Source organism: Pseudomonas sp. Q1-7 (genome assembly GCF_028010285.1).
In the GTDB taxonomy this organism is placed as follows: domain Bacteria; phylum Pseudomonadota; class Gammaproteobacteria; order Pseudomonadales; family Pseudomonadaceae; genus Metapseudomonas.
On the sequence record NZ_CP116304.1, the window covers coordinates 4771904 to 4784309 of the forward strand.

Here is a 12406-nt window from a genome sequence, read left to right on the forward strand (position 1 = left end):
CGAGAGTTGCTAAGAAAAAGCCCCGCATTCGCGGGGCTCGTTGTCAGGCCGACCCTTACAGCGCATCCAGGTATCGCTCGACATCCAGTGCGGCCATGCAGCCGGCGCCGGCGGAGGTGATGGCCTGGCGGTAGACATGGTCGGCCACGTCGCCAGCGGCAAACACGCCGGGGATGTTGGTGGCAGTCGCGTTGCCGTCACGGCCGCCGTTGACCACCAGGTAGCCATCCTTGAGGGCCAGTTGGCCTTCGAATAGCGAAGTATTCGGGGTATGGCCGATGGCGACGAACAGGCCGTCCACCTTCAACTCGTCGCTGCCGCCGTCGTTGCGCTTCAGACGCACGCCGGTGACGCCCATCTCATCGCCCAGCACTTCGTCCACCTCGGCATTCAGCCTGAGCTCGATCTTGCCCTCGGCGACCCGCGCCTTCAGCTTGTCCTGGAGAATCTTCTCGGCACGGAAGGTTTCGCGGCGATGCACCAGGGTCACCTTGCTGGCGATGTTGGCCAGGTACAGCGCCTCCTCAACGGCCGTGTTGCCGCCACCTACCACCGCCACTTCACGGTTGCGGTAGAAGAAGCCGTCGCAGGTGGCGCAGGCGGACACGCCCTTGCCCATGAAGGCCTGCTCCGAGGGCAGCCCCAGGTAACGGGCGCTGGCGCCGGTGGCGATGATCAGGGCGTCGCAGCTGTAGGTGCCGCTGTCACCCACCAGGGTGAAGGGCTTGCCGGCCAGGTCCACGGCGTTGATGTGGTCGAAGACGATCTCGGTCTCGAAGCGCTCGGCGTGTTCCTGCATGCGCTGCATCAGGGCCGGGCCGGTGAGGCCGTGGGGGTCGCCGGGCCAGTTGTCGACTTCGGTGGTGGTGGTCAGCTGCCCGCCTGCCTGCATGCCGGTGATCAGCAGCGGCTTGAGGTTGGCGCGGGCGGCGTAGACAGCCGCAGAGTAACCGGCCGGGCCGGAACCGAGGATGATGACCCGCGAATGACGTGCTTCGGACATGGCTGACTCCCGCCCTTACGGGCATAAAAAAGGGGCCACTGCGGCACTTGGGGAAGGCTTGGATGCAGGGGCCCCGTTGAACCGGGTCTGGCCGTCGGGAACGGGCCAGGAATGGGCGCAAGGTTACTGGGGGCCCCGTGATAGCGGAAATATCCGCTCTCAATCCCACCCATAGGCGACAACTATTGGCGCAACGGGCATCAAATTTGTTCCGAGCCTTTTCCAGGCTTTCCACGTCGCCGACAAAGCCGTTAAGGTCGGCGCATTTGTCACCTTTGGGGGATCACCATGCCTGCACCCACACTCTCCGGGCCGCAGTACCTCGGCCAGGGACTGAAACTGGTCCTCAGCCCCGGCCTGCGTCTGTTCGTCCTGCTGCCGCTGACCGTCAACCTGCTGCTGTTCGCCGCCCTGATCGGCTTCGCCGTGCAGGAATTCAGCGGCTGGGTCGACGCTTTCATGCCCAGCCTTCCCGAGTGGCTGAGCTTCCTCCAGTACCTGCTCTGGCCGCTGTTCGTCGTGCTGGTTCTGGTGCTGGTGTTCTTCAGCTTCACCATGCTGGCCAACGTCATCGCCGCGCCCTTCAACGGCTTCCTCGCGGAAAAGGTGGAGGTGGTGGTACGCGGCCAGGACGACTTCCCGGCCTTCAGCTGGGCCGAACTGATGGCGATGATCCCGCGCACCGTCGGCCGCGAGCTGCGCAAGCTGGCCTACTTCCTGCCGCGTGCCGGCGCCCTGCTGATCCTCTCCTTCATTCCGGGCATCAACCTGCTGGCCGCGCCGCTGTGGATCGTCTTCGGCATCTGGATGATGGCGGTGCAATACATCGACTACCCGGCGGACAACCACAAGCTGGGCTGGAACGAGATGCTCGCCTGGCTGCGGGAGAAGCGCTGGCAGAGCCTGGGGTTCGGCGGCATCACCTACCTGGCGTTGATGGTGCCCTTCGTGAACATCCTGATGATGCCCGCCGCCGTGGCTGGCGCGACGCTGTTCTGGGTGCGCGAGCAAGGCGACCTGGCGCTGCAGAAGCAGAACGGCCAGGTGGTTCGCTGAATCCGTGAAAGACGCGCGGCAGGCCCCGATCCAGCCGGGGCTTGCCGTACACGAACCGCGGATCAGGCCTGGATATCGATGCTCGGGTTCTCCCGCTGCAGCCGTTCCTCCTCCGCTTGCTTGGCCTGCATTTCCATCCGCTGCTGGAAGCGCTCGGCAATTTCGTTCTCCACCGCCTCCCGCTGTTCCGGCGGCATGGCGTCGAGTTCTTCCTGAGTCAGCCCCATTTCCGCGAGGATGGCATCGCGCATCTTCTCGGCGGGCGACTTGTCCATGTACTCCTGGAACTTCTCCACCGCGCTCTGGCCGCCCAACGCCAGATCGGCCGGCAGTTTTCCGGGGACCATTTCCAGCTTCCCGCCCGTGCTCTGCAGCCCTACCCGCAGTCGGGCAAAGCCCTCCTCGGACGCCTGCCAGGCCCGGTAGTCGCTCTCCGAACCGGAAGAGGAAGTACGCCGCGTCGGGTCCTTCTGACCAAGCTCGGCAAACACCTCCTCCTCTCGGGAAATTTTCGTGTTGCGAAAGCCGATGCCGGACAGCGCGCTGCCCCCACCGATTCCGCCTATTGAGTTCACAGCCACGCTCGATACTCCTGTAAGGGAAATCCCGCGCGTTGGCACTCAAGTACCATGCCAAATCCCAGGATGCGGGCAACTCGCTGAAAAGCTGGGAATTCCCGCCTTTTCCGCACGAACGGAACGGAAAAGGCACGCCGCTCGGCGGCAAGCATTTGCCTCAGTACCGCGCCGTGGAGCGGCCGTCACACAGGCGTCACATGACCGTCACACGGGCTAAACGGCCCGTGCGGAGACTGGTTTCATGACCACAGCGCCCCTCTACATCTCGCTGATCAGCGAAACCTTCCTGCCCGAAGTCAACGGTGTGGCCAATACCCTCGGCCGCCTCTGCGACGGCCTGCGTGCCGCCGGCCATCGACTGCAACTGGTGCGGCCGCGGCAATCCTGCGACCAGAGCCGCAGGAGCGACGATGAGCTGCTGCTGATCCGTGGCTGGCCACTGCCCGGTTACCCCGGCCTGCAATGGGGCCAGTCCTGCCTGCACAAACTGTTGCGCCGCTGGCGGTTGAACAAGCCGGACGTGCTCTACATCGCCACCGAGGGCCCCCTTGGCCTTTCCGCCCTGCGCGCCGCGCGGCGGCTGGGGATTCCGGTGGTGAGCGGCTTCCATACCAACTTCCAGCAATACACCGGGCATTACGGCGCGGGCCTGCTGACGCGCCTGCTGACCAACTACCTGCGCTGGTTCCACAACGCTACGCGGTTGACCCTGGTGCCCAGCGTCAGTCAGCTGCAGGACCTCACCCGGCGCGGCTTCGAGCGCCTGCAACTGCTCGCGCGCGGGGTCGACGGCCAGTTGTTCAACCCCGCCCGCCGCTGCCCGCAACTCCGCGCGCAATGGGGCCTGGGCGAGCAGGACATCGCCGTGCTGCATGTCGGCCGCCTGGCCGCCGAGAAGAATCTCGGCCTGCTCGGCGAAACCTTCCAACACCTGCAGCAGCGCTATCCACACCAGCGCCTGAAGCTGGTGGTGGTGGGCGACGGCCCGCAGCGGACATCACTTCAGCGGACCCTGCCGGAGGCGACCTTCTGCGGCATACAACGCGGCGAGGACCTGGCGCGGCACTACGCCTCGGGGGATCTGTTTCTGTTTCCCAGCCTGTCGGAGACCTTCGGCAACGTGGTGCTGGAAGCCCTGGCTTCGGGCCTGGCGGTCGTGGCCTTCGACCAGGCCGCGGCGGCCCAGCACATCCGCCACGGACACAATGGCGCCCTGGCCCTGCCCGATGAACCGGCGAGCTTCGTCGAGGCTGCCGTCTGGCTGCTGGAGGACCCGGAACGCCTGCGCCGCGTGCGCCTCAATGCACGGATGCACGCCGGCCGACAGGGTTGGGAAGCCATCATCCAGCAGTTCGAGCAGTACCTGCTGCACGCACACCGCCCCGAGCCGGAAGCGCCCGCCGGTAGCAGCTTGCCACCCCGCGTTTAGGTGAAGGCCACGGCCCGCTCGGCGATTGTCAGCGCAAGCGATACACAGGATGAAGGGGCAAGACCGAGGGGCGGATGTTCCCCTCACCCGGGCCCTCTCCCGCGGGGAGAAGGGTGACTCGCGCCAGGCCCTCTGGGAGAGGACCGGGGTGAGGGAAGACTGGGGACCGGCAGAAGCTCGACCCAGCCTCCAATGCAGAAGCCCCGCCAAGGCGGGGCTTCTGTCGCTTACACCAGGCTCGCCAGCGCGTCCCGGCTGAACGGCAGGATGTCCTGCATCCGCCCGTCGCGCACCTTCACCGCCCAGTCGGGGTCCACCAGCAGAGCACGGCCGACGGCCACCAGGTCGAACTCTTCCTTGTTCAGGCGCTCCAGCAGACCCTCGATGTTGGCTGGCTGGGCAACCTTGTCGGTCTTGACCATGAACTGCAGGAACTCGCCATCCAGGCCGACGCTGCCGACGGTGATGGTGGGCTTGCCGGTGAGCCGGCGGGTCCAGCCGGCCAGGTTGAGGTCCGAGCCGTCGAATTCCGGCTCCCAGAAGCGGCGGGTGGAGCAGTGGAAGATGTCCACACCTGCCTCGGCCAGGGGCTTGAGGAAGTCGCCCAGGGCTTCGGCGCTGGTCACCAGGCGCGCGCTGTAGTCCTGCTGCTTCCACTGGGAGAAGCGGAAGATGATCGGGAAGTCCGGGCCGACGGCGGCACGGATGGCCTGGATCACTTCGATGGCGAAGCGCGAACGATTGGCCAGGCTGCCACCGTATTCATCGCTGCGCTGGTTGCTGCCGTCCCAGAAGAACTGGTCGATCAGGTAACCGTGGGCGCCGTGGATTTCCACGCCGTCCATGCCGATGGCCTGGGCGGCGCGAGCGGCCTGGGCGTAGGCGGCGACCACGTCTTGGATGTCTTCGCGGGTCATGCCGTGGACCACCACTTGGCCGTCCTTCACCTTCTCTATCGGGCCGTAGCCGGGGACGCCGGCATCCGGCTCGGTGCCCAGCCTGCGCACGTTGCCCACGTGCCAGAGCTGCGGGACGATGCGGCCGCCTTCGGCGTGCACCGCGTCGACCACCGCCTTCCAGCCAGCCAGGGCGTCGTCACCGAAGAAGCGCGGCACATGGGGATAGCCGTTGGACGCCTTGTGGCCGATGGTGGTGCCCTCGGTGATGATCAGGCCGACCCCAGCGGCGGCGCGGCGACGGTAGTACTCCACCACCTTGGCGTTGGGCACGCCGCCCGGGGAAAAGGAGCGGGTCATCGGCGCCATCACCACGCGGGTGGGCAGTTCCAGGCCGCCGAGGCGGAAGGGTTCGAAGAGGGCTTGTGCGGGAGCGGTCATGGGGTCTCCTGTGCCGGCCATATGACCGGTCGTCTCGGTTTCAAGGCACTGAAAAATCAGGCCCGGAGCAGCAGCTCCAGGCGTTCCACGAAGGCATGCAGGGGGGCGGTCCCGCCGCCCACCTTCAGGCGGGTGAGCACACCCTGCCAGGCGTTGGCGATAAAGGCGGCGAGGTTGGCGCAGTCTTCGTCGGCCGACAGCTCGCCGGCGGCCACGGCGTCTTCCAGGCAGGCCTGGAGGATGTCCGCCGAACCCTGCAGGATGCTCTCCACCTGTTCGCCGATGGCGGGGGACAGCTCGGCCATTTCGAAGCTGAGGCTGCCGATGAAGCAGTGGTACTCGGGCTTTTCGCGGCTGGCGAAATGCGCCAGCAGCTCGCGGTAGTAACCGAGAATGCGCTCGCGCGGGCTCAGGGCGGAGTGGCCCAACGCCTGGGCATAACGCTCCAGGCGCGGCCGGTAGAGGTACTCCAGGGCCTGCAGGGCGAAGTCTTCCTTGCTGGCGAAGTAGTGATAGAAGGAGCCCTTGGGGATGCCCGCGGCCTGGACGATCTCCTGCACGCCGGTGCCGTGGTAGCCACGGCGGGTCATCACCTGGGAACCCTTGGCGAGGATGAGGTCGCGTTTGTCGAGTCGGATACTGGTCATGGCGGCGAGCATATGACCGGTCGTCTCGCCGCGCCCAGCACTATTGACCGGAGTGATTGGCGACCACAGGAGGGGAAGAGTCGGGAGGGGTCGCGGGGCGCGTCCATTCGCCCCGGTCGTCATGAGTGGAGGTGAATCAGGCCAGGGCCTTCTCGACGGCCTGGATGAGGGCGGGGTCATCCGGTGCGGTGCGCGGCGAGAAACGCGCCAGTACGCGACCGTCCTTGCCAACGAGGAATTTCTCGAAGTTCCAGGTGATGTCGCCGGGGAATTCGGCGCCCTCGCCCGCCAACAGGCGGTACAGCGGATGGCGGGCCGATCCGTTCACCTCGATCTTGCTGCCCAGGGGGAAGGTGACGCCGTAGTTCAGGCTGCAGAACTCGCGGATTTCCTCTTCGCTGCCCGGCTCCTGTGCGGCGAACTGGTTGCACGGCAGGCCCAGCACGGTGAAGCCCTTGTCGCGGTATTGCTGGTAGAGCGATTCCAGCCCGGCGTACTGGGGGGTCAGGCCGCACTTGGAAGCGACGTTCACCACCAGCACCACCTGGCCCTTGTACGGCGCCAACGGCAGGTCCTGACCGTCGAGCGCACGCAGATTGAGGTCGTGAAAGGCACTCATGACTGACTCCTCGTAGCTCTCAGGGATTTCACAGCGGACAAAAAAGGCGCCCCGGGGCGCCTTTTCGGTTTTCTCAGCTTAGCAGCCGATTCGCGGTTTGCCGGGTCGGCAGTCGCGGACGACTGGTCAGTGGTGGTGACCGCCTTCGCCGTGGATGTGGCCGTGGGCGATCTCTTCGTCGCTGGCGTCACGCACCTTGACCACCTTCACCTCGAAGTTCAGGCGCTGGCCGGCCAGGGGGTGGTTGCCGTCGACGGTGACATCGTCGCCGTCGATGTCGCGGATGGTGACGATCTGCATGCTGCCGTCCGGACCGGAGGCGTGGAACTGCATGCCGACTTCCAGTTGGTCGACACCTTCGAACATGGCGCGATCCAGGGTGGCGACCAGCTCGGCGCTGTACTCGCCGTAGGCGTCTTCGGGCTCGATGGCAACATTCAGCTCGTCACCGGCCTGCTTGCCTTCCAGGGCGCGCTCCAGGCCAGCGATGATGTTGCCGGCACCGTGCAGGTACACCAGCGGGGCGCCGCCGGCGGAACTGTCGATCACCTCACCGGCGTCGTTGGTAAGGGTATAGTCGATGGACACGGCCTTGTTGGCGGCGATCAGCATGGTGCGAGACCTTCTGCAAATGAATGATGAACGAGCAAGTTTAACCGTGCGGCCGGTCGATTGCGACCCGAACACTGACGGGCGGCCCCGGCTGGTCGGCTACAGGCAGGACGATGACGGTCACTGGGTGGCGGTGCTTTCCTGCGGCCATACTCAGCACCTGCGGCACCAGCCGCCGTGGCAGTCGCGCGCCTGGGTGCTCGACCCCGCGTTGCGCGCCGCCCAGTTGGGGCAACCCTTCCCCTGCGGCTGGTGCGCCCAGGGCCTGGCCGCCGAACCTCCCGAGGAAACCTGATGCCCGCACGCAACATCCTGGTGATCCACGCCCGCAAGACCTCATTGCGCTTCGCCCTGATCAACGAAGCCCACAGCCAGTTCATCCTCCACGGCATGGCCGAAGGGCTGGGCAGCCGCGACGCCGAACTGCGCTGGCAACGCGGTGGCGACAAGGACAGCCTGATGATGCCCAACGCCGACCACCGCGCCGCGCTCTCGCAACTGCTGCCCATCGTCCTCGGCGCCGCGGGCGGCAAGCTGCACGGCGTCGGCCACCACGTGCTGCACGGCGGCGAGCTGTTCAATGCCGCCAGCCGCATCGATGCCCAGGTGATCCGCCGCCTGCAGGCCCTCGTGCCGTTGGCGCCGCAGCAGATGCCGGCCAGCCTGGCGGGCATCGACGCCGCCCTGCACCTGCTGCCGAACCTGCCCCATGTCGCGGTATTCGACACGGCCTTCCACCAGAGCATGCCCGAACACGTCTACCGCCTCGCCCTGCCGGACGCCGTCTACCGCGAGCACGGCCTGCGCCGCTATGCCTTCCACGGCAACAGCCACCGCTTCGTCAGCCGCCGTGCCGCCGAGCTGGCCGGGCTGTCCCTCGGCGACAGCTGCTGGCTCTCCGCCCACCTCGGCGAGCACAGCTCCGCCTGCGCCATCGTCAACGGCCAGAGCCGCGACGCCAGCATGAACCTGGTGATGGCCAGGCGCAGCGGCGACATCGACCCGCACCTCTACACCCAATTGCACCGCAGCCTGGGCTGGAGCCTGGAGAAGATCGACCAGGTGCTGCGCCAGGAAAGTGGCCTGCTCGGCCTCTCGGAACTGGCCAGCGACTTGCGCAGCCTGGAACAGGCCCGCGACCAGGGCCATGCCGGCGCCACCCTGGCCATCGAGGTGCTCTGCTACCGCCTGGCCAAGACCCTGGCCGCCGTGGGCTGCGCGCTACCGCAACTGGACGGGCTGATCTTCACCGGCGAGATCGGCGAGAATTCGCCCCTCGTGCGCAGCCGCACCGTGGACCACCTGAAGCTGCTCAACCTGGCCATCGACCCTGAAGCCAACGCCCGTTGCGTGCGCGGCGTCGCTGGCCCCATCCACAGGCGTGGCCACCCGCGCGTGCTGGTGGTGCCCACCAACGAAGAGCGCCAGATCGCCCTCGACACCCTGGCCCTGCTCGCCTGAACGTCTGACCAAGGAGCCCCATGCACTGTTTCTTCATCGCCCCGACCGGCTTCGGCGTCGGCCTCACCTCCACCAGCCTCGGCCTGGTGCGCGCCCTGGAACTGGCGGGCCTGCAGGTCGGTTTCCTCAAGCCCGTGGCCCAGCCCCATCCGGGCGACCTCGGCCCGGAGCGCTCCACCGAGCTGGTGGCGCGTACCCATGGCCTGCAGCCGCCCCGGCCGCTGGCCCAGTCCCAGGTGGAACGGATGCTCGCCGACGGCCAGTTGGATGAGTTGCTCGAAGAAATCACCGGCCTGTTCCAGCAGGCGGCCCGGGGCAAGGACGTGGTGATCGTCGAAGGCATGGTGCCGACCCGCCACGCCAGCTACGCCGCGCGGATCAACTTCCACCTGGCCAAGAGCCTGGACGCCGACGTCATCCTGGTGTCCGCGCCGGAGGACGAGAGCCTCTCCGAACTCTCCGACCGCCTGGAGATCCAGGCCCAGCAGTTCGGCGGCCCGCGCGACCCGAAGGTGCTCGGGGTGATCCTCAACAAGGTGCGCGAAGACGACTTCGCACAACGCCTCAAGGAGCAGTCGCCGCTGCTGCGTGGCGATGACTTCCGCCTGCTCGGCAGCGTGCCCTGGCTGGACGAGCTGAACGCCCCGCGCACCCGCGATGTGGCCGACCTGCTGCAGGCCCAGGTGATCAACGCCGGCGACTACGACCAACGCCGGGTGCAGAAAATCGTCGTCTGCGCCCGCACCGTGCCGAACACGGCGCAGCAACTGAAACCCGGCGTGCTGGTGGTGACGCCGGGGGATCGCGACGACATCATCCTCGCCGCCAGCCTGGCCTCGATGAATGGCGTGCCGCTGGCCGGCCTGCTGCTGTCCAGCGACATCCAGCCCGACCCACGTACCCTGGAACTCTGCCGGGGCGCGCTGCAGGGCGGCCTGCCGGTGCTGGGCGTTGCCACCGGGACCTACGACACCGCCACCAACCTCAACCGGATGAACAAGGAAATCCCGGTGGACGACCGCGAACGCGCGGAGAAGGTCACCGAGTTCGTCGCCCGCAACCTTGACCTCGACTGGCTGCGCGCCCGCTGCGGGGCTCCCAGCGCCACTCAGCGGCTATCGCCGCCGGCATTCCGCCATCGGCTGATCCAGCAGGCGCAGCGGGCCGGCAAGCGCATCGTCCTGCCCGAAGGCAGCGAGCCGCGCACGGTGCAGGCCGCCGCCGCCTGCCAGGCCCGCGGCATCGCCCATTGCGTGCTGCTGGCCAGGCCGGAAGAGGTGCATGCGGTGGCCCACGCCCAGGGCATCGAACTGCCGCAAGGGCTGGAAATCCTCGACCCGGACCGCGTGCGCGAGCGCTACGTCCAGCCGATGGTGGAGCTGCGCCAGAACAAGAGCCTGAACGCCCCCATGGCCGCCGCGCAACTGGAGGACAACGTCCTGCTGGGCACCATGATGCTGGCCCTGGACGAAGTGGACGGCCTGGTATCCGGCGCCGTGCACCCCACCGCCAACACCATCCGCCCGGCCCTGCAACTGATCAAGTCGGCGCCCGGCTACCGCATCGCCTCCTCGGTCTACCTGATGCTGCTGCCGGAGCAGGTGGTGGTCTATGGCGACTGCGCGGTGAACCCCGAACCGGACGCCAGCGACCTGGCGGAAATCGCCCTGCAGTGTGCCGATTCGGCCGACGCCCTGGGCATAGTCCCCCGGGTGGCGATGATCTGCGATTCCACCGAGGCGGCCGTGCTGGCCAAGGTCCAGGAAGCCACCCGCCAGGCCCGCGCCGCGAGGCCCGAACTGCCCATCGAGGGCCCCCTGTCCTACGCCGCGGCCAGCCGGGACGGGCGCACCACGGTCTTCGTCTTCCCCGACCTGGCCAGCGGCGATGCGGCCTACAAGGAGGCCCAGCAGGGCGGCCAGGTGGTCAGTGGCGGGCTGATGTTGCAGGGCCTGCGCAAGCCGGTGAACGACCTGCCGCGCAACGTCCTGGTGGACGACATCGTCCACACCATCGCCCTGACGGCGATCCAGGCGGCCTGCGGGAACGAGGGCTGAAGGCTGGAGGCTGAACCATCTCTTGTGGGCGCGAATTCATTCGCGAATGGGCTGCGCAGCAGCCCCAACGACAGTGAAGGGCAGGCCTTAGGCCTGCTATCGCGAATGAATTCGCTCCCACAGGCCAAGCTCCGCGCAGCCGCCTCGACCACCCGGTCACCCTTCGCGCTTGCAGTCCAGTGAACAACCGTTAACCTTGGCCACCATTCTGCCCGCGGTCAGGGAATACAGCGGGCCCTATCCATAACGCGGTGGCCAAGACCACCCACGGTGAGGCTCCATCCCTTCCATGCTCAGCTTTATCCCCTCCCCCCTGCGCGGAGCCCTGGCGGCGCTGTTGCTGACCCTCAACACCCTGTTCTGGTGCATTCCCCTGTTCGCCGTCACCCTGTTGAAGCTGCTGCTGCCGTTCCAGGCCGCCAAGCGCCTGCTGAACGGGGCCGCCAGCTTCGTCGCCGAGGGCTGGATCAGCTGCAACAAGGCGTGGATGCGCCTGGTGCGCGACACCCGCTGGGATGTGGATGGCCTGGCCGGACTGGATTACCAGCACAGCTACCTGGTCACCAGCAATCACCAGAGCTGGGTGGACATCCTGGTGCTGCAGCACCTGTTCAACCGCCGTATCCGCCTGCTGCGCTTCTTCCTCAAGCAGGAGCTGATCTGGGTGCCGGTGATCGGCCTGTGCTGGTGGGCGCTGGATTTCCCCTTCATGAAGCGCTACTCCAAGGCCTACCTGGCCAAGTACCCGGACAAGAAAGGCAAGGACCTGGAAACCACCCGCCGCACCTGCGCCAAGTTCCGCGACAACCCGGTGGGCATCTTCAACTTCCTCGAAGGCACGCGCTTCACCCGCGCCAAGCACGACGAACAGGGCTCGCCGTTCCAGTACCTGCTCAAACCCAAGGCCGGTGGCATCGCCTTCGTGCTCGATGCGATGGGCGAGCAACTGCATTCGCTGATCAACGTCACCATCCACTACCCGGATGGCAGCCCGAGCTTCTGGACCCTGCTGGCCGGCCGCCTGCGTCAGGTGGTGGTGCGGATCGAGAAACTGGACATCCCCCGCGAATTCATCGGCCGGAACTATGACCAGGACGAGCACTACCGCCTGGCCTTCCAGCAATGGGTGAACCGCCTGTGGGAAGCCAAGGACGCCCAGCTCGCGAAACTGCACCAGCAGTTCCCGGCGGCCTGACCCGCGTAGAAACGAAGAGCCCGCCGGTTGGCGGGCTCCTTCCTCTGTGTCCTAAGGCGTCTGTAGCACCTCGTCCACCTGGAGCAGCGGCGCCAGATTGGTGTAGTTGGGGATATCGGCGCTGATTTCGTCGCCGTTCAAGTCCAGGGTGCTGCGCAACTCCTCCACCGACAGCACCCAGAGATTGGCCATGCAGATGAACGGCGCCACCGCGCCATCCACCGAGGCCAGGCCCTTGCGCACTTCGAGCTTCACCAGGTTTTCGCCGAGCAGGCGGGTCAGGAGTGGGATGTGTTCCTCGCAGTAGTAGGTGAAATCGAACTTGGCGCCCGGCGCGTTGGGATACGCCACGACAAAGCAATACATGGAGCCTCCTTATCGAGAAGTGCCGTGGGCATGTCCCGAATGCCCC

General features: G+C 66.7%; 13 protein-coding genes. 6 read left to right on the forward strand and 7 right to left on the reverse strand.

All coding sequences use genetic code 11. The features are described 5' to 3' along the window. Positions 1–55: 55 nt before the first annotated feature. Positions 56–1003, reverse strand: a complete 948-nt coding sequence (gene trxB / locus PJW05_RS22185) for a thioredoxin-disulfide reductase (protein ID WP_271409108.1) — start codon at positions 1001–1003, stop codon at positions 56–58. 288 nt (positions 1004–1291) lie between these two features. On the opposite strand from trxB, the gene cysZ reads away from it, so the two are divergent. Continuing rightward, positions 1292–2059 (forward strand): sulfate transporter CysZ, encoded by a 768-nt coding sequence (gene cysZ / locus PJW05_RS22190; protein ID WP_271409109.1) that lies wholly within the window; start codon positions 1292–1294, stop codon positions 2057–2059. Between the two features lie 62 nt (positions 2060–2121). Here the strand turns inward: cysZ and PJW05_RS22195 are convergent, their stop codons facing one another. Then, positions 2122–2640, reverse strand: a complete 519-nt coding sequence (locus PJW05_RS22195) for a hypothetical protein (protein WP_271409110.1) — start codon at positions 2638–2640, stop codon at positions 2122–2124. A gap of 238 nt (positions 2641–2878) precedes the next feature. Between PJW05_RS22195 and PJW05_RS22200 the strand changes: the two genes are divergently transcribed. Beyond that, positions 2879–4066, forward strand: a complete 1188-nt coding sequence (locus PJW05_RS22200; protein ID WP_271409111.1) for a glycosyltransferase family 4 protein — start codon at positions 2879–2881, stop codon at positions 4064–4066. Between the two features lie 227 nt (positions 4067–4293). Here the strand turns inward: PJW05_RS22200 and PJW05_RS22205 are convergent, their stop codons facing one another. From PJW05_RS22205 to PJW05_RS22220, 4 genes are all read right to left on the reverse strand, one after another. After that, a complete protein-coding gene (locus PJW05_RS22205; protein WP_271409112.1) occupies positions 4294–5403 on the reverse strand; it encodes an NADH:flavin oxidoreductase in 1110 nt (369 codons plus the stop codon). A 56-nt stretch (positions 5404–5459) separates the two neighbouring features. Beyond that, positions 5460–6050, reverse strand: coding sequence for a TetR/AcrR family transcriptional regulator (locus PJW05_RS22210; protein WP_271409113.1), 591 nt, complete (start codon positions 6048–6050; stop codon positions 5460–5462). A gap of 136 nt (positions 6051–6186) precedes the next feature. Then, entirely contained in the window at positions 6187–6669 is a 483-nt protein-coding gene (locus PJW05_RS22215; RefSeq protein ID WP_271409114.1) for a glutathione peroxidase, read from the reverse strand. 126 nt (positions 6670–6795) lie between these two features. Continuing rightward, positions 6796–7281: an FKBP-type peptidyl-prolyl cis-trans isomerase gene (locus tag PJW05_RS22220; RefSeq protein WP_271409115.1), complete on the reverse strand. Its 486-nt coding sequence runs from the start codon at positions 7279–7281 to the stop codon at positions 6796–6798. Here PJW05_RS22220 and PJW05_RS22225 point away from each other — a divergent pair. From PJW05_RS22225 to PJW05_RS22240, 4 genes are all read left to right on the forward strand, one after another. Next, entirely contained in the window at positions 7250–7576 is a 327-nt protein-coding gene (locus tag PJW05_RS22225) for a DUF3565 domain-containing protein (protein WP_271409116.1), read from the forward strand. The genes PJW05_RS22220 and PJW05_RS22225 overlap by 32 nt on opposite strands. Further along, positions 7576–8742, forward strand: a complete 1167-nt coding sequence (locus tag PJW05_RS22230) for an acetate/propionate family kinase (protein ID WP_271409117.1) — start codon at positions 7576–7578, stop codon at positions 8740–8742. Before PJW05_RS22225 ends, PJW05_RS22230 begins: the two co-directional genes overlap by 1 nt. Positions 8743–8762: 20 nt before the next feature. Continuing rightward, the gene (pta, locus tag PJW05_RS22235; protein ID WP_271409118.1) at positions 8763–10799 is read left to right on the forward strand and encodes a phosphate acetyltransferase; all 2037 of its coding nucleotides are present in this window, start codon (positions 8763–8765) and stop codon (positions 10797–10799) included. Between the two features lie 289 nt (positions 10800–11088). Beyond that, entirely contained in the window at positions 11089–11994 is a 906-nt protein-coding gene (locus tag PJW05_RS22240) for an acyltransferase (protein WP_271409119.1), read from the forward strand. Between the two features lie 51 nt (positions 11995–12045). On the opposite strand, the gene PJW05_RS22245 is transcribed toward PJW05_RS22240, so the two are convergent. After that, a complete protein-coding gene (locus PJW05_RS22245) occupies positions 12046–12360 on the reverse strand; it encodes an EthD family reductase (RefSeq protein ID WP_271409120.1) in 315 nt (104 codons plus the stop codon). Between the last annotated feature and the right edge of the window lie 46 nt (positions 12361–12406).

Bases quoted from the DNA above. Each gene is read 5' to 3' on its own strand.
- trxB (WP_271409108.1), bottom strand. From the start codon at position 1,003: ATGTCCGAAGCACGTCATTCGCGGGTCATCATCCTCGGTTCCGGCCCG.
- cysZ (WP_271409109.1), top strand. From the start codon at position 1,292: ATGCCTGCACCCACACTCTCCGGGCCGCAGTACCTCGGCCAGGGACTG.
- PJW05_RS22200 (WP_271409111.1), top strand. From the start codon at position 2,879: ATGACCACAGCGCCCCTCTACATCTCGCTGATCAGCGAAACCTTCCTG.
- PJW05_RS22205 (WP_271409112.1), bottom strand. From the start codon at position 5,403: ATGACCGCTCCCGCACAAGCCCTCTTCGAACCCTTCCGCCTCGGCGGC.
- PJW05_RS22210 (WP_271409113.1), bottom strand. From the start codon at position 6,050: ATGACCAGTATCCGACTCGACAAACGCGACCTCATCCTCGCCAAGGGT.
- PJW05_RS22215 (WP_271409114.1), bottom strand. From the start codon at position 6,669: ATGAGTGCCTTTCACGACCTCAATCTGCGTGCGCTCGACGGTCAGGAC.
- PJW05_RS22225 (WP_271409116.1), top strand. From the start codon at position 7,250: ATGGACACGGCCTTGTTGGCGGCGATCAGCATGGTGCGAGACCTTCTG.
- PJW05_RS22220 (WP_271409115.1), bottom strand. From the start codon at position 7,281: ATGCTGATCGCCGCCAACAAGGCCGTGTCCATCGACTATACCCTTACC.
- PJW05_RS22230 (WP_271409117.1), top strand. From the start codon at position 7,576: ATGCCCGCACGCAACATCCTGGTGATCCACGCCCGCAAGACCTCATTG.
- pta (WP_271409118.1), top strand. From the start codon at position 8,763: ATGCACTGTTTCTTCATCGCCCCGACCGGCTTCGGCGTCGGCCTCACC.
- PJW05_RS22240 (WP_271409119.1), top strand. From the start codon at position 11,089: ATGCTCAGCTTTATCCCCTCCCCCCTGCGCGGAGCCCTGGCGGCGCTG.
- PJW05_RS22245 (WP_271409120.1), bottom strand. From the start codon at position 12,360: ATGTATTGCTTTGTCGTGGCGTATCCCAACGCGCCGGGCGCCAAGTTC.